At 59.9% G+C, this 14,894-nt stretch carries 25 protein-coding genes; 1 reads left to right on the forward strand and 24 read right to left on the reverse strand.

Annotated features, from left to right (window positions below; all coding sequences use genetic code 11):
- Position 1: 1 nt before the first annotated feature.
- The 23 genes from rpsE to rpsL form a co-directional block, all read right to left on the reverse strand.
- Positions 2 to 628, reverse strand: a complete 627-nt coding sequence (gene rpsE, locus BXY39_RS13740) for a 30S ribosomal protein S5 (protein ID WP_121939457.1) — start codon at positions 626 to 628, stop codon at positions 2 to 4.
- 17 nt (positions 629 to 645) lie between these two features.
- The gene (gene rplR, locus BXY39_RS13745; RefSeq protein WP_121939458.1) at positions 646 to 999 is read right to left on the reverse strand and encodes a 50S ribosomal protein L18; all 354 of its coding nucleotides are present in this window, start codon (positions 997 to 999) and stop codon (positions 646 to 648) included.
- Between the two features lie 12 nt (positions 1,000 to 1,011).
- A complete protein-coding gene (gene rplF, locus BXY39_RS13750; protein WP_121939459.1) occupies positions 1,012 to 1,545 on the reverse strand; it encodes a 50S ribosomal protein L6 in 534 nt (177 codons plus the stop codon).
- Between the two features lie 27 nt (positions 1,546 to 1,572).
- Complete coding sequence (gene rpsH, locus BXY39_RS13755) at positions 1,573 to 1,971, reverse strand: 30S ribosomal protein S8 (protein WP_121939460.1); 399 nt, start codon at positions 1,969 to 1,971, stop codon at positions 1,573 to 1,575.
- A 12-nt stretch (positions 1,972 to 1,983) separates the two neighbouring features.
- The gene (gene rpsN / locus BXY39_RS13760; RefSeq protein ID WP_121939461.1) at positions 1,984 to 2,289 is read right to left on the reverse strand and encodes a 30S ribosomal protein S14; all 306 of its coding nucleotides are present in this window, start codon (positions 2,287 to 2,289) and stop codon (positions 1,984 to 1,986) included.
- Between the two features lie 26 nt (positions 2,290 to 2,315).
- Complete coding sequence (gene rplE, locus BXY39_RS13765) at positions 2,316 to 2,867, reverse strand: 50S ribosomal protein L5 (protein ID WP_121939462.1); 552 nt, start codon at positions 2,865 to 2,867, stop codon at positions 2,316 to 2,318.
- The gene (gene rplX, locus BXY39_RS13770; protein ID WP_342779466.1) at positions 2,860 to 3,177 is read right to left on the reverse strand and encodes a 50S ribosomal protein L24; all 318 of its coding nucleotides are present in this window, start codon (positions 3,175 to 3,177) and stop codon (positions 2,860 to 2,862) included. The genes rplE and rplX overlap by 8 nt, the downstream gene beginning before the upstream one ends.
- On the reverse strand, positions 3,174 to 3,542 hold the full coding sequence (gene rplN, locus BXY39_RS13775) for a 50S ribosomal protein L14 (protein WP_121939464.1): 369 nt from the start codon (positions 3,540 to 3,542) through the stop codon (positions 3,174 to 3,176). The genes rplX and rplN overlap by 4 nt, the downstream gene beginning before the upstream one ends.
- Before the next feature lie 51 nt (positions 3,543 to 3,593).
- Positions 3,594 to 3,830 (reverse strand): 30S ribosomal protein S17, encoded by a 237-nt coding sequence (gene rpsQ / locus BXY39_RS13780; protein ID WP_121939465.1) that lies wholly within the window; start codon positions 3,828 to 3,830, stop codon positions 3,594 to 3,596.
- An 11-nt stretch (positions 3,831 to 3,841) separates the two neighbouring features.
- Positions 3,842 to 4,033, reverse strand: coding sequence for a 50S ribosomal protein L29 (rpmC, locus tag BXY39_RS13785; RefSeq protein ID WP_121939628.1), 192 nt, complete (start codon positions 4,031 to 4,033; stop codon positions 3,842 to 3,844).
- Between the two features lie 20 nt (positions 4,034 to 4,053).
- Positions 4,054 to 4,464, reverse strand: coding sequence for a 50S ribosomal protein L16 (gene rplP, locus BXY39_RS13790; RefSeq protein ID WP_121939466.1), 411 nt, complete (start codon positions 4,462 to 4,464; stop codon positions 4,054 to 4,056).
- Positions 4,465 to 4,498: 34 nt separating this feature from the next.
- Positions 4,499 to 5,194 carry a 30S ribosomal protein S3 gene (gene rpsC / locus BXY39_RS13795; protein ID WP_121939467.1) on the reverse strand — a complete coding sequence of 232 codons (696 nt, stop codon included), beginning with the start codon at positions 5,192 to 5,194 and terminating at the stop codon, positions 4,499 to 4,501.
- Positions 5,194 to 5,574 (reverse strand): 50S ribosomal protein L22, encoded by a 381-nt coding sequence (gene rplV / locus BXY39_RS13800; RefSeq protein WP_121939468.1) that lies wholly within the window; start codon positions 5,572 to 5,574, stop codon positions 5,194 to 5,196. The genes rpsC and rplV overlap by 1 nt, the downstream gene beginning before the upstream one ends.
- A 2-nt stretch (positions 5,575 to 5,576) precedes the next feature.
- Complete coding sequence (gene rpsS / locus BXY39_RS13805) at positions 5,577 to 5,858, reverse strand: 30S ribosomal protein S19 (RefSeq protein WP_121939469.1); 282 nt, start codon at positions 5,856 to 5,858, stop codon at positions 5,577 to 5,579.
- A gap of 12 nt (positions 5,859 to 5,870) precedes the next feature.
- Positions 5,871 to 6,707, reverse strand: coding sequence for a 50S ribosomal protein L2 (gene rplB / locus BXY39_RS13810; RefSeq protein ID WP_121939470.1), 837 nt, complete (start codon positions 6,705 to 6,707; stop codon positions 5,871 to 5,873).
- 4 nt (positions 6,708 to 6,711) lie between these two features.
- On the reverse strand, positions 6,712 to 7,005 hold the full coding sequence (locus BXY39_RS13815) for a 50S ribosomal protein L23 (RefSeq protein WP_121939471.1): 294 nt from the start codon (positions 7,003 to 7,005) through the stop codon (positions 6,712 to 6,714).
- Entirely contained in the window at positions 7,002 to 7,622 is a 621-nt protein-coding gene (gene rplD / locus BXY39_RS13820) for a 50S ribosomal protein L4 (protein WP_121939472.1), read from the reverse strand. Before rplD ends, BXY39_RS13815 begins: the two co-directional genes overlap by 4 nt.
- Positions 7,623 to 7,627: 5 nt before the next feature.
- Positions 7,628 to 8,425, reverse strand: coding sequence for a 50S ribosomal protein L3 (gene rplC / locus BXY39_RS13825; protein WP_121939473.1), 798 nt, complete (start codon positions 8,423 to 8,425; stop codon positions 7,628 to 7,630).
- A gap of 4 nt (positions 8,426 to 8,429) precedes the next feature.
- Positions 8,430 to 8,744 (reverse strand): 30S ribosomal protein S10, encoded by a 315-nt coding sequence (gene rpsJ, locus BXY39_RS13830; RefSeq protein ID WP_121939474.1) that lies wholly within the window; start codon positions 8,742 to 8,744, stop codon positions 8,430 to 8,432.
- 55 nt (positions 8,745 to 8,799) lie between these two features.
- Positions 8,800 to 9,990 (reverse strand): elongation factor Tu, encoded by a 1,191-nt coding sequence (gene tuf / locus BXY39_RS13835; protein ID WP_121939475.1) that lies wholly within the window; start codon positions 9,988 to 9,990, stop codon positions 8,800 to 8,802.
- A 113-nt stretch (positions 9,991 to 10,103) separates the two neighbouring features.
- Positions 10,104 to 12,182, reverse strand: a complete 2,079-nt coding sequence (fusA, locus tag BXY39_RS13840; RefSeq protein WP_121939476.1) for an elongation factor G — start codon at positions 12,180 to 12,182, stop codon at positions 10,104 to 10,106.
- 25 nt (positions 12,183 to 12,207) lie between these two features.
- Positions 12,208 to 12,678, reverse strand: coding sequence for a 30S ribosomal protein S7 (gene rpsG, locus BXY39_RS13845; protein ID WP_121939477.1), 471 nt, complete (start codon positions 12,676 to 12,678; stop codon positions 12,208 to 12,210).
- A gap of 21 nt (positions 12,679 to 12,699) precedes the next feature.
- Positions 12,700 to 13,071: a 30S ribosomal protein S12 gene (gene rpsL, locus BXY39_RS13850; RefSeq protein ID WP_121939478.1), complete on the reverse strand. Its 372-nt coding sequence runs from the start codon at positions 13,069 to 13,071 to the stop codon at positions 12,700 to 12,702.
- A 528-nt stretch (positions 13,072 to 13,599) separates the two neighbouring features.
- Here rpsL and BXY39_RS13855 point away from each other — a divergent pair.
- Positions 13,600 to 14,592 carry a hypothetical protein gene (locus BXY39_RS13855; protein ID WP_147453586.1) on the forward strand — a complete coding sequence of 331 codons (993 nt, stop codon included), beginning with the start codon at positions 13,600 to 13,602 and terminating at the stop codon, positions 14,590 to 14,592.
- A 22-nt stretch (positions 14,593 to 14,614) separates the two neighbouring features.
- Here BXY39_RS13855 and BXY39_RS13860 read toward each other — a convergent pair whose 3' ends face one another.
- Positions 14,615 to 14,890, reverse strand: a complete 276-nt coding sequence (locus tag BXY39_RS13860) for a hypothetical protein (RefSeq protein WP_121939480.1) — start codon at positions 14,888 to 14,890, stop codon at positions 14,615 to 14,617.
- Between the last annotated feature and the right edge of the window lie 4 nt (positions 14,891 to 14,894).

Here is a 14,894-nt window from a genome sequence, read left to right on the forward strand (position 1 = left end):
CTTACTCCGCAGTTGCCGGCGCGGCGTCGGCGTTTTGCACGGCATCAACCGCCTCAGCCGCCGGAGCCGCTTTCACGTCACCGCGGCGCGCGACAATATCGGCCACCTTCAGCCCACGTTTCGCGGCAATCTGGCGCGGCGAGTTTTGGCGGCTCAGCGCATCCAGCGTCGCCCGGATCATATTATACGGGTTGGACGACCCCTGGCTTTTCGTCACCACATCCTGAACGCCGAGGCACTCGAAGACGGCACGCATCGGGCCGCCCGCGATGATACCGGTTCCGGCCTGGGCCGTGCGGATGAGCACGCGGCCCGCGCCGTGACGGCCGCGGATGTCATGGTGCAGGGTCCGGCCTTCCCGCAGGGGAATCCGGATCATGCTTTTCTTGGCGGCTTCGGTTGCCTTGCGAATCGCTTCCGGAACCTCGCGGGCCTTACCGCTGCCGAAACCGACGCGGCCGCGCTGGTCGCCGACCACGACAAGGGCCGCAAAGCCGAAGCGACGGCCCCCTTTCACCACCTTGGCCACACGGTTGATGTGGACCAGTTTTTCGACCAGTTCGCTTTCCTCGCGGCCCCGTTGCTCACGGCCACGGTCTGATCTGCTGTTACGCTCTGGGCGTGCCATGTTCTTCTCCTCAAGCCTTAGAAGTTCAAGCCGCCATCGCGCGCCGCATCGGCAAGCGCCTTGACCCGGCCGTGGTACAGGAACCCACCGCGATCAAACACCACCGTATCGACGCCCGCGGCTTTCGCCCGCTCGGCAATCAGTGTTCCGACCTTGGCCGCAGCCTCGATGTTCGAGGTCGCGGACCCGCGCAGGCCTTCATCCAGCGTGGACGCGGAGGCAAGCGTCGCCCCCTTCACGTCGTCGATGATCTGCGCATACATATGCTGGTTGGTGCGGTGCACCGAGAGACGGGGCCGAGCCGCGCCACGCTTGCGGAGCTGCGTGCGATTGCGCAGGCGACGCCGCTCAAACAGAGATTTAGACGCCATAATAGCCACCCATCACTTCTTCTTACCTTCCTTGCGGAAGATATATTCACCTTCATACTTGATGCCTTTGCCCTTGTAAGGCTCCGGCTTGCGGAATTCACGGATCTTGGCAGCGGTCTGACCGACCTTCTGCTTGTCGATTCCGGAAATGACGATCGTCGTCTGGTCCGGCGTTTCGATCTTGATGCCTTCCGGCACCGGGAAATCGATGTCATGGCTGTAGCCGAGCTGCAGGTTCAGGGACTTGCCCTTCATCTGTGCGCGGTAGCCGACGCCGTTGATCTCCAGCTTGCGGGAGAAACCGTTCGTCACGCCTTCAATCATGTTGGAAACCAGCGTGCGCTGCATCCCCCACATGGATTTGGCCTGCTTGGTCTCGCCCGACGGCGTGACCGTGATCGCGTTATCCGCATGTTCAACCGTGACGTCCGGAACGAACGACATGGCCAGTTCACCCTTGGGGCCTTTGACCGTCAGGTCCGTGCCGTTCAGGGTGACGGTGACACCTGATGGAATGTCCACAGGTTTTTTACCGATACGAGACATCTGTCTTACCCTTTCCCAACCCGGTTCCTAGAAGACGGTGCACAGAATTTCGCCGCCCACATTCTGTTCGCGCGCTTCCGCGTCGGACAGCACGCCGCGCGGCGTGGAGACGATGGAAATTCCAAGACCGTTGTGAACCCGCGGCAGATCGCGCACGGAGCTGTAAACACGGCGCCCCGGCTTGGATACCCGCGAAATGGTGCGGATCACCGGCGATCCTTCGTGATACTTCAGCTCAATGCTCAGTTCCGCCTTGTTGCTGTCCAGTTCCACCCGGCTATAGCCCTGGATGTAACCTTCACGCTGCAAAACGTCGAGAATACGCTGACGGGCTTTGGACGCAGGCGAACTGACGGAATTCTTGCCGGCCTGCAGGCCATTGCGGATACGGGTCAGCATATCGCCGATCGGATCAGTCATCGACATTGCGTTATCCCCTTACCAGCTTGACTTCACGACGCCCGGAACGCGACCGGCCGAGCCAAGCTCGCGCAGTGCAATCCGGGACATTTTGAACTTGCGATAAAACCCGCGCGGACGGCCGGACACTTCACAGCGGTTGCGCACACGGGACCTGGCGGAATTGCGCGGCAACTGGGCCAATTGCAGGGCCGCCATCCAGCGCTCGTCGTCGCCGAGGCTTTTATCGTAGATTTTCTCTTTCAGCGCGGCCCGCTTGGCGGCGTATTTGGCTACCAGCTTTTCGCGGCGCTTGTTCTTTTCAATGGCGCTTTTCTTAGCCATGATCTCAATCCTCCTGACGGCTGCCGTTACTTTTTGAACGGCATGTCGAAACCGCTGAGAAGCGCGCGCGCCTCATCGTCGGTATCGGCCGTGGTACAGATGATGATGTCCATGCCCCGCACTTCATCAACCTGGTCATAGTTGATTTCCGGGAACACGATTTGCTCTTTCAGGCCCATTGCATAATTGCCGCGACCATCGAAGGACTTGGGGTTCACACCCTGAAAGTCCCGCACACGCGGCAGCGCAATGGTGATCAGACGGTCGAGGAATTCATACATACGCTCGGCACGCAGCGTCACCTTGACGCCGATGGGCATGCCTTCGCGCAGCTTGAAACCGGCGATCGACTTGCGCGCCCGCGTGACCACGGGGCGCTGACCGGCGATCTTGCCGATCTCGGTCGCCACTTTTTCGACCTTCTTCTTGTCCTGAACGGCCTCACCCACACCGACATTGATCACGATCTTGTCGAGCTTGGGCACCTGCATCGGGTTTTGGTAGCCGAACTGCTCGCTCAGCGAGGTACGGACAGCATCCTCATAATGCTTGCGCAGTCGGGGCATTGCATTAGCCATCAATCATCTCCCCGGACTTCTTGGCGAAACGCATCTTCTTACCGTCTTGGATTTTGAACCCGACGCGGCTCGGCGCCCCGTCCTTGGGGTCCTCGATCATCAGGTTCGACAACTGGATCGGCGCTTCCTTGGTCTCAATGCCGCCGGCACCCTGCGCAGAGGGGCGGGTGTGGCGCTTGACCAGGTTGACACCCTGCACGAATGCCCGGCCTTCAGCCGGAACAACGCGCGTGATTTCGCCCCGCTTGCCCTTGTCACGGCCGGCGATAACGACAACCTTGTCGCCTTTTTTCAGCTTAGCGGCCATCAGAGCACCTCCGGAGCAAGCGAGATAATCTTCATGTGCTTTTTCGCGCGCAGTTCGCGGACAACCGGGCCAAAAATCCGCGTGCCGATGGGCTCGTGGCTTTTGTTGACCAGAACGGCCGCATTGCGGTCGAAACGGATCGCGGTGCCGTCCTGACGGCGCACTTCCTTGGCCGTCCGTACGATCACGGCGCGGTGCACATCACCTTTTTTCACACGACCCCGCGGGATCGCTTCCTTGACGGAGACAACGATAATGTCCCCGACTCCGGCTGTTTTGCGTTTCGATCCACCAAGGACCTTAATGCACTGCACCCTCTTGGCCCCGGAGTTATCGGCCACGTCGAGGTTGGTTTGCATTTGAATCATGGGGTTAACCCTTCTTTGTCGTCACACACTGACGGATGGCGTCTTGGCCTGTCAGGCCGCCTCGCCGATCACCCGCCAGGATTTCAGTTTCGAGATGGGACGGCATTCCTCGATACGGACTGTGTCCCCAACCTTGTACTGGTTGACCTCGTCGTGAGCGTGGTACTTCTTGGAGCGACGCACAATCTTGTCAAGCAGCGGGTGCTTGAAACGACGCTCGACACGGACGACAACGGTTTTATCCGTTTTGTCCGATACGACCACACCCTGCAGAATTCGCTTCGGCATGTTCGCTCTCCTTACGCCTCGGCCGTCTGGCCGAGGATGGTCTTGATACGCGCGATATCGCGCCGCACGGCACGCACGCGCGCCGTGTTTTCAAGCTGTCCGCTGGCGGCCTGGAAGCGCAGGTTGAACTGCTCCTTCTTCAGCGATACCAGCTCGTCGCGGAGTTCGTCCGCAGACTTTGCTCTCAGCTCGGCTGCTTTCATCATCTCTACTCCGCTCGTCCTTAATGCATCCGGGTCACGATGCGGGTCGAAATCGGCAGCTTGGCTGCGGCGCGCTCAAACGCGCCCCGTGCGATTTCTTCCGATACACCGTCAACCTCGAACATCACCCGGCCCGGCTTCACGCGGGCAGCCCAGTATTCAGGCGAGCCCTTACCTTTACCCATCCGCACCTCGGTCGGCTTGGACGACACGGGGACGTCCGGGAAAATCCGGATCCATACTTTCCCTGCCCGCTTCATGTGCCGGGTCATGGCACGACGGGCCGCCTCAATCTGACGCGCGGTCACACGGCCGGGACCGGTGGCCTTCAGGCCGAACTGGCCGAAATTCAGCGCCGTGCCGCCCTTGGCATTGCCATGGATACGGCCCTTGTGCGCGCGCCGGAACTTAGTCCGTTTCGGTTGCAACATTGCGTGTCGCTCCTATTGCTTCGCTGCCCGCGCCTTAGCGGCGTGACGGGCCGCCCGACTGCTGGGCCTCATTGGCCCGGCGCTCATGCGCCGTCGGGTCGTGTTCCATGATCTCGCCCTTGAAGACCCATACCTTCATACCGCAAACGCCGTATGCGGTGTGGGCTTCCGACGTGCCGTAATCGATATCGGCGCGCAGGGTGTGCAAGGGCACGCGACCTTCGCGGTACCATTCGGTCCGGGCGATTTCCGCCCCGCCGAGACGACCGGCGCAGTTGATGCGGATACCGAGGGCGCCGAGACGCATGGCGCTTTGCACGGCGCGCTTCATCGCACGGCGGAAAGCCACGCGGCGCTCCAGCTGCTGGGCGATGTTTTCGGCGATAAGCTTGGCATCGACTTCGGGCTTGCGCACCTCGACGATGTTCAGGCTCACCTCCGCATCGGTCATACCGGCCAGCTTGCGGCGCAGTTTTTCGATATCAGCGCCTTTCTTGCCGATGATGACACCCGGACGCGCCGAATAGACGGTCACGCGGCATTTTTTGGCCGGACGCTCGATCACCACCTTGGAAATGCCGGCTTGCGACAGCTCCTTTTCGATGAACTCGCGCAGCTTCAGGTCCTCATGCAACAGAGAGCCATAGGCGTCGCGGTCGGCGTACCAGCGCGAATCCCAGGTGCGGTTGACACCGAGGCGCAGACCGACGGGGCTGACTTTCTGACCCATTACGCAGTCTCCTCAACTTCGCGCACCACAATGCGCAGCCGGCTAAACGGCTTGATAATTTTACCGACACGGCCACGCGCACGCGGACGGTAGCGTTTCATGGTCAGGGCCTTGCCCACGGTGGCCTCGGCCACGACAAGACTGTCGACATCCAGATTGTGATTGTTTTCGGCGTTGGCGACGGCGGATTGCAGAACTTTCCGCACATCCTGCGCCGTCCGACGACGGTTAAAGGTGAGGGAGGTCAGCGCCTTCTCCACCTTCATGCCGCGAATGCTGGCGGCCACCAGATTCAGCTTCTGGGGCGAGCCGCGCAGAAGCGTTGCCGTGGCAACCGCCTCATTATCGCTTAAGCGGCGTTTCGCTGCTTGCTTACCCACGGTTACTTCCTCTTCGCTTTCTTGTCCGCCGCGTGGCCGTAATAGGTCCGCGTCGGCGAAAATTCACCAAGCTTGTGGCCCACCATGTCTTCCGACACATAGACGGGAATGAACTTCTGCCCGTTATAGACATTGAAGGTCAGTCCGACGAACTGCGGCAAAATGGTCGAACGACGGGACCAGGTCTGGATCGTCGCATTGCTTTTGCCGGATTCCAGGGCCGCTTCCACCTTTTTGACAAGGTGCATGTCCACGAAGGGGCCTTTCCAAACAGAACGTGCCATTTCCAGGCCTCCTTATCGCTTCTTGCGGTCGTGGCGGGACCGCAGGATGTACTTGTCGGTCTCTTTGTTGGACCGGGTGCGCTTGCCTTTGGTCGGCTTGCCCCACGGCGTCACCGGGTGGCGACCGCCGGAGGTCCGGCCCTCACCACCGCCATGCGGGTGATCGACCGGGTTCATGGCCACACCGCGGACGCTCGGACGCTTGCCCAGCCAGCGGTTGCGGCCGGCCTTGGCCAGCTTTTCGTTCTGGTTGTCCGGGTTGGACACCGCGCCAACGGTGGCCACACATTCGGCCCGAACGATGCGAACCTCACCGGAAGACAGGCGGATCTGCGCATAGCCGCGGTCACGGCCGATCAGCTGGGCGTATGTGCCAGCGGACCGGGCGATCTGACCGCCCTTGCCCGGCTTCATCTCCACATTGTGGATAATGGTACCGATCGGCATGTTCATCATCGGCATGGTGTTGCCCGGCTTGACGTCAACACGCTCGCCGGCGATCACCGTGTCGCCCGGTGCCAGACGTTGAGGCGCCAGAATATAGGCCTGCTCACCATCCTCATACTTGATGAGGGCGATGAACGCCGTCCGGTTCGGATCGTATTCCAGGCGCTCGACGGTTGCGGGGATATCCCATTTCGTCCGCTTGAAATCGATCTTGCGGTAGGACCGCTTGTGGCCGCCGCCGCGACGACGCGCCGTGATGCGGCCCATATTGTTGCGGCCGCCATTCTTGGTCAGGCCCTCGGTCAGCGCCTTGACGGGCTTGCCCTTGTGCAGACCTTCGCGGTCCACCAGGACGAGGCCGCGGCTTGCCGGGGTTACCGGTTTATATTGCTTCAGTGCCATCGGCCTATACCCCCGTCGTCACGTCGATGCTGTGACCCTCTTCAAGCGTGACCATCGCCTTTTTGTATTCGGCGCGGCGGCCCGTGACACCACGGAAACGCTTGATCTTTCCGGCCTGACGCAGGGTGTTGACCTTTTTGACCTTCACGTCAAACAGGGCTTCCACTGCATCCTTGATGGCCGGCTTGGTGGCGTCGATCGCCACCTTGAAGGTCACCTGGTTGTTTTCGGAGCCGAGCGTCGCCTTCTCGGTGATGACGGGCTCCTTGATCACGTCATAATGCTTGATCGCGGTCATTTGAGCCTCTCCTCGAGTTGGGCGACGGCCGCCTTGGTCAGCACCAGCGTGTCACGACGCAGAATGTCGTACACATTGGCGCCCTGGCTCGGCAGCACATCCACATTCGGCACATTCTGAACGGCCCGCTTGAACTGCGGGTTCACCTCGGCGCCATCGATGAACAGCGCGTTGGTCAGGTTCAGCTTGCCGAGCTTTTCGACCAGTTCCTTGGTCTTGCCCTCTTTCAGTTCAGCCGTATCGACAACGACCAGCTTGCCGTCGGCCTGCTTGGACGACAGCGCCGTTTTCAGGCCCAGCTTGCGGACCTTTTTCGGCAGATCGTGACCGTGATCGCGCGGGATCGGGCCAAAGGCGCGGCCGCCGCCGACAAAGATGTTCGACCGGCGGGAGCCGTGACGGGCACCGCCGCCGCCTTTCTGGCGACCGAACTTCTTGCTGGTGCGCGCGATGTCGGAGCGGAACTTGACCGCATGGGTCCCGGCGCGGCGCTTGGCCAGCTGCCAGTTGACAACCCGGTGCAGAATGTCACTGCGCGGCGTCACACCAAAGATGGTCTCGTCCAGCTCGATATCGCCGGCTTTTTTCGCGTCAAGTGTGAGAATATCGGCTTTCATGGCACTTACTCCTCACCCTTGTCGGCGTCAGTCGCCGGTGCGTCGGCCTGCGCAGCCTCAGCCGGGGCTTCGGCGGCTGCCTCGGCAGCAGCGTCATCAGCGGCCTGCTCAGGCGCGCCGGCTTTTTCCGGCATGCGGAAGGCCGCCGGGCTGGGCACGCTGTCAGGCAGAGCCTTTTTCACAGCGTCGGCGATCAGCACATAGGTCTCTTTCGCACCCGGTACACCGCCCTTGATCAGCAGCAGACCTTCCTCGGTGCGTGCCTCGACCACTTCCAGGCTCTGGATCGTGGTGCGGGCATCGCCCATGTGACCGGCCATTTTCTTGCCCTTGAAGACACGGCCCGGGTCCTGACACTGACCGGTGGAACCATGGCTCCGGTGCGAAATGGACACACCGTGCGAGGCCCGCAGACCGCCGAAATTGTGGCGCTTCATGCCACCGGCGAAGCCTTTACCCTTGCTGGTGCCGACCACGTCGACATACTGGCCGGGCACGAAATGGTCCGCCGTCAGCTCGGCGCCGACATCAACCAGCGCGTCTTCGCTCACACGGAATTCCGCCACCTTGCGCTTCGGCTCAACCTCGGCTTTGGCGAAATGGCCGCGCTCGGCCGCGCTGACCCGCTTGACCTTGGCCGTTCCGGCGCCCAGTTGCAGCGCCGTGTAGCCGTCCTTTTCAACCGTGCGCTGGGCGACAACCTGGCAGTTTTCCAGTTGCAGCACCGTCACGGGGACATGACGCCCGGCGTCGTTGAAGACGCGGGTCATGCCGAGTTTCTTTGCAATCAAACCTGTCCGCATGGCCTTACCCTTGCAGCTTGATCTCGACATCGACACCGGCCGCAAGGTCGAGCTTCATCAGCGCGTCGACGGTTTGCGGGGTCGGGTCAACGATGTCCAGTAGACGCTTGTGCGTCCGCATTTCGAACTGCTCACGGGACTTTTTATCTACGTGCGGCCCGCGCAGTACGGTGAACTTCTCAATCCGGGTCGGCATCGGGATCGGCCCACGCACCAGTGCGCCGGTGCGTTTGGCCGTATCGGCGATTTCACCGGTGGCCTGGTCCAGGACACGGTGATCAAAGGCCTTCAGCCGGATGCGAATATTTTGCGCTTCCATGGTCTTTTACCCAATCAAAAGGTGCCGTCTGAAACAGACGGCACCTGAAATTCCACTATTCGATGATTTTGGAGACGACGCCGGCGCCGACGGTGCGTCCGCCCTCGCGGATAGCGAAGCGCAGGCCCTCGTCCATGGCGATCGGAGCGATCAGCTCCACCTTCAGGTTCACATTGTCACCCGGCATCACCATCTCCGTGCCCGCCGGCAGCTCAACCGTCCCCGTCACGTCCGTCGTCCGGAAGTAAAACTGCGGACGGTAGTTGGCAAAGAACGGCGTGTGACGGCCACCCTCTTCCTTGGTCAGAATGTACGTCTCCGCCTCGAACTTCGTGTGCGGCGTGATCGTCCCAGGATGCGCCAGAACCTGGCCCCGCTCAACGTCCTCACGGCCAACACCGCGCAGCAGGGCGCCGATGTTGTCGCCCGCCTCGCCCTGGTCCAGAAGCTTGCGGAACATCTCGACACCCGTCACCGTCGTCTTCGACGTCTCGCGGATGCCGACAATCTCGACTTCCTCGCCCACCTTGACGATGCCGCGCTCAACACGGCCCGTGACAACCGTACCCCGGCCCGAAATCGAGAACACGTCCTCGACCGGCATCAGGAACGCACCGTCAACAGCCCGCTCCGGCTGCGGAATGTACTCGTCAACCGACGTCATCAGCTCAAGGATCTTCTCCTTGCCGATGGTGTCGTCACGGCCTTCCAGCGCCGCCAGGGCAGACCCCGCAATGATCGGAATGTCGTCGCCCGGGAATTCATACTCGCTCAGCAGCTCGCGCACTTCCAGCTCGACAAGCTCCAGAAGCTCCTCGTCGTCAACCTGGTCAACCTTGTTCAGGAAAACAACAATCGCCGGAACACCGACCTGACGCGCCAGAAGAATGTGCTCGCGCGTCTGCGGCATCGGCCCGTCAGCGGCGTTCACAACCAGAATGGCGCCGTCCATCTGCGCCGCGCCCGTGATCATGTTCTTCACATAATCCGCGTGACCGGGGCAGTCCACATGCGCATAGTGACGGTTGTCCGTCTCATACTCAACGTGCGCCGTCGAGATCGTGATCCCGCGCTCGCGCTCCTCGGGCGCCTTGTCAATGTTCGCATAATCCATGAAATCCGCGCCGCCCTTCTCGGCCAGCACTTTCGTGATCGCCGCCGTCAGCGTCGTCTTCCCATGGTCAACGTGACCAATCGTACCAATGTTGCAGTGCGGCTTCGTCCGCTCAAACTTTTCCTTCGACATCCGTCTTACCTTTCTATCGGCCCCCGGTTTGCGGGGGTGCCATAGCTTTTGATTTTATGGGGGGGGGCGATCCCCCCTCTTGGTTCTTGGCCGCCGGGCCTTGCCGTTTTGGCTTATCCGGCCAGCTTCTCCTTGATCTCAGCCGCCACATTGGCCGGCACTTCGGCATAATGGTCGAACTGCATGGTGAACTGCGCACGCCCCTGGCTGAAGGACCGCAGTTCGTTCACATAGCCGAACATGTTGGCCAGCGGCACAAAGGAGTCGACAACCTGCGCGGGGCCACGGGCTTCCGTGCCCTGAATCTGGCCGCGACGACTGTTCAGGTCACCGATCACATCGCCCATATATTCTTCCGGCGTCACCACCTCGACTTTCATGATCGGCTCCAGCAGTTTGATCCCCGCTTTCGCCGCCGCCTCGCGGGTTGCACCGCGACCGGCAATCTCAAAGGCGAGAACGCTGGAGTCCACATCGTGATAGGCACCGTCGATCAGACGCACCTGGAAGTCGATGATCGGGAAGCCGATCAGCGCGCCGGCCTCGGCCACATCCTTGATGCCCTTTTCGACACCCGGAATGTATTCGCGCGGAATGTTGCCACCCTTGATCTCGTCAAGGAACTCAAAGCCGGAACCACGTTCGCCCGGAGTGACAACCATTTTCACACGGCCGAACTGACCGGAACCGCCGGACTGTTTCTTGTGCGTGTAGTCGATTTCCACTTCGCGGGCGAAGCTCTCACGGTAGGCCACCTGCGGCGCACCCACGTTGCACTCCACCTTGAACTCGCGCTTCATGCGGTCGACAAGAATGTCCAGATGCAATTCACCCATACCGGCGATCACGGTCTGGCCGCTCTCCTCATCGGACGACACGCGGAAGGACGGATCCTCGGCAGCCAGGCGGTTGAGGGCAATGCCCATTTTTTCCTGGTCGGCTTTCGACTTCGGCTCGACAGCCACCTCGATCACCGGATCGGGGAATTCCATGCGCTCCAGAATGACCTGGGCGTTGTTGGCGGTCAGCGTGTCGCCGGTGGTGGTCATTTTCAGACCCGCCAGCGCGACGATATCACCCGCACGGGCCTCTTTCAGGTCTTCCCGGCTGTTGGCGTGCATTTCCAGCATCCGGCCGATTTTTTCTTTCTTGCCCTTCACCGTGTTGGTGACCTGCGTGCCGGTTTCCAGCACACCGGAATAAATCCGGCAGAAGGTCAGCGAACCAACGAACGGATCGTTCATGATCTTGAAGGCCAGCGCGGAAAACGGCTCTTCGTCCGAGGACTTGCGGACGATTTCCGTCTCGCCGTCCATGTCGACACCCTTGATGGCCTCGACGTCGGTCGGCGCGGGCATGAAATCGACAACGGCGTCGAGCAACGGCTGAACACCCTTATTCTTGAAGGCCGTCCCGTTCAGCACCGGCACGAACAGGCCTTCGATGGTGCCCTTGCGGATGGCGGACTTCAGCTCCTCTTCCGAGATGTCCTCGCCCTCAAGATAGCGCTCCATCAGCGCCTCGTCGGCCTCCACAGCCGTTTCGATCATTTCCTGACGCGCCACCTCGGCGGTATCGGCCAGATCGGCGCGAATATCGCGGTATTCGTAGGACGCACCCAGATCTTCCCCGGCCCAGATCACTTCCTTGTTTTTCACAAGGTCGATGACGCCTTCATACTCAGCCTCGGCACCAATGGGCAGCTGGATCACCAGCGACGTGGCACCCAGACGATCCTTGATCATATCGACACAGCGCTCGAAGTTGGCGCCCATGCGGTCCATCTTGTTGACGAAGCACATGCGCGGCACACCGTACTTGTCAGCCTGACGCCATACGGTTTCGGACTGCGGCTCCACACCGGCAACCGAGTCAAACACGGCAACCGCACCGTCAAGAACGCGCAAGGACCGCTCCACCTCAATCGTGAAGTCCACGTGGCCGGGCGTATCGATGATGTTGATGCGATGGTCGTTCCAGAAGCAGGTGGTGGCAGCCGATGTAATCGTGATGCCGCGCTCCTGCTCCTGCTCCATCCAGTCCATGGTGGCCGCGCCCTCATGCACCTCACCGATCTTGTGACTGCGGCCGGTATAATACAGGATGCGTTCCGTCGTGGTGGTCTTGCCGGCATCGATGTGCGCCATGATGCCGATGTTACGGTACCGATCTAGGGGTGTTTTGCGGGCCATGACCTGGATCCTCAAACTACAGCAATTACCAGCGATAATGCGAGAAGGCCTTGTTGGCCTCCGCCATACGGTGCGTGTCTTCACGCTTTTTCACGGCCGCGCCACGGTTGTTGGCAGCGTCCATCAGCTCACCCGACAGGCGGTCAACCATGGTGGTCTCATTCCGTTTGCGGGCAGCGGAAATCAGCCAGCGGATCGCCAGCGCCTGCGCGCGGGCGGAACGAACCTCAACCGGCACCTGATAGGTGGCGCCGCCCACACGGCGGGACCGAACCTCAATGGCCGGCTTCACATTGTCCAGCGCTTCATGGAACATCACCAGCGGGTCGCTCTTGGCACGACCCTGAATACGGTCAAACGCACCGTAAACGATGCGCTCCGCTACCGATTTCTTACCATCCAGCATCAGGCTGTTCATGAACTTGGTCAGCACGATGTCGCCGAATTTCGGATCCGGCAGGACTTCCCGTTTTTCTGCGCGATGACGACGAGACATGGGATTACCCTCTCTTCACACTTACTTCGGACGCTTCGCGCCGTATTTCGAACGACCCTGACGACGGTCGGACACGCCCTGCGTATCCAGAACACCGCGCAGGATGTGATACCGCACACCCGGCAAATCCTTCACACGGCCGCCACGGATCAGCACGACGGAGTGTTCCTGCAGGTTGTGCCCCTCACCGGGGATGTAGCTCGTAACCTCGAAGCCGTTTGACAGACGCACACGGGCAACCTTCCGCAGGGCCGAGTTCGGCTTCTTCGGGGTTGTCGTGTAGACGCGCGTGCAAACACCACGTTTTTGCGGGCAGGCCTCCAGGGCCGGCACCTTGTTGCGTGCGAGCTGCGGCTTGCGCGGCTTGCGAACCAACTGCTGAATGGTAGGCATTCTCTATTCCTTGCCGTTTTTCTCTTCCACCATTACCCGGAAGCACCGTTTTGCCGCGCCGGATGCCCATCCATGGGAATCACCGGCTTTGCATGCAGCAAAACCGCCACGTCCGGGGAAATAGCGCCCCGGCGAGGCTTTTGATACGTCCAAATGTGTTCTCTGTGCCGGTTACCGCGCTGCGTCTAGCTTGAACCCGCTACCACCAGCGCTTCCGGCGAGGTGCGCAATATATGGATGCGCCCCTGCCCCGTCAAGGCGAAAATCCGCCCTTTTCAGCCTGCGCAAGATTCAGTACGCCACAGGCAGCATGGCGCAATATTTCAAGTGTGTGACAGCGACTGATCGTATGAAGGTCAACTGAGACCAGCGTTAATTTCGCTACATATCTCAAAGGACAGTGGTCAAGCGCGGTTCTTGAAGCCTGTGGCCGATACCTGACCATGGACAAAGCAATCCGGGACGGCCACAACTCTACAATCATAACTTTTAGACACTTCAATCACCTAAGCCACTGCAAGGACATTTATGTCACATCGTACCGTTCTACATATCGGGATGCATAAGACCGGAACATCCGCAATCCAAAGGATATGTAACGATAACGCCCGCACACTTCTGGAAGCAGGCCTGTATTGGCCTGAAGAACGCCTGCCGGACAATCCTGATCAGCATAGCGATCTGGCGCGGTGGATACGTACCGGAAGCAGCGACCGGGCCATTGCATATTTTCAGCGCGCCAGAGACGCCGCCATGAATGCGAACGCCGAATGCCTGTTATTGTCCGGCGAGGGGTTCAGCAGGCTCAACAATGCACAAATTGCCCTTATCAAGGAAGCGCTAGAGGGCAGCGCCACTCAAATCGTCCTTTACGTCCGCAATGTCTATGACTTCCTGGCGAGTGTTATGAGCGAGCGGATGAAGCATGGGAATTTTTTCGGAAATGGCCGAAACGGGATGAAGCACATGCTCGGTTTGTTGAATTTTGATCGCATCATTACCGACTGGGAAAGTGTATTCGGCCAAGATAATGTCCGTGTATATCTTTACAAAGGCGGGAAGGAAAATATTGTCAGTCATTTCCTTTCAGAATTACACGTCCCGCCGTCCGTCATTCAGACTTTCAAAGACGTTCGCATCAATCTTTCCCTGCCATTTTCCCTGATCATTTATCTGCATATGACGGGCCTGTGCCCAGACACACAAAGCTTCCGCAAATGGGCACGCACATTTGCACAATCCGGTGCTGCAAAGGGCGGTTGGAGCCAGCAACAGATAAATTTCATCGACACTCTTGTTGATGCCAGTGACCTGTCTTTGGATCACCCGAAACTGGCGTCATTCAAAACGCATCTGCTTGAACTCCCCCAACCCACTTTGACGAATGAGGATATTGCATCACAAATCAATGTCCTATCCAGCATGGTTGGGCGGCAAGACATACCTCAAGAGAAAGACGCCAAATCCCCGGCACATGGCTGGCTGAAAAGAATTGGCGCATTCAATTCAAAATCAAGATGAACGCTGGTTTCGGCTTGCAAGCTCAACCCGGCACATGCTCGATATGCTGCGAGATAACAGCGCCATCCTGGTCATGCTCACAGGCCAGCGAGACGAGACTGCCGTCGGCAAACACCAGATTGGCGGATTGCAGAACCGGCACCCCTTCCTCCATTGAGGTACTGACCCGCGCCAGGTCTTTCAGCAAGTGGTCAACCAGCGCCTGCCGCTCCGGCGTGGCGCCCTCCAGACGCGAGATCAGATGAACGCACAGACGCAGTTCGACACTGGTGCCTTTTTTCACAGTGCTTACACTCATATTA

The organism is Eilatimonas milleporae (assembly GCF_003688555.1).
In the GTDB taxonomy this organism is placed as follows: domain Bacteria; phylum Pseudomonadota; class Alphaproteobacteria; order Sphingomonadales; family Kordiimonadaceae; genus Eilatimonas; species Eilatimonas milleporae.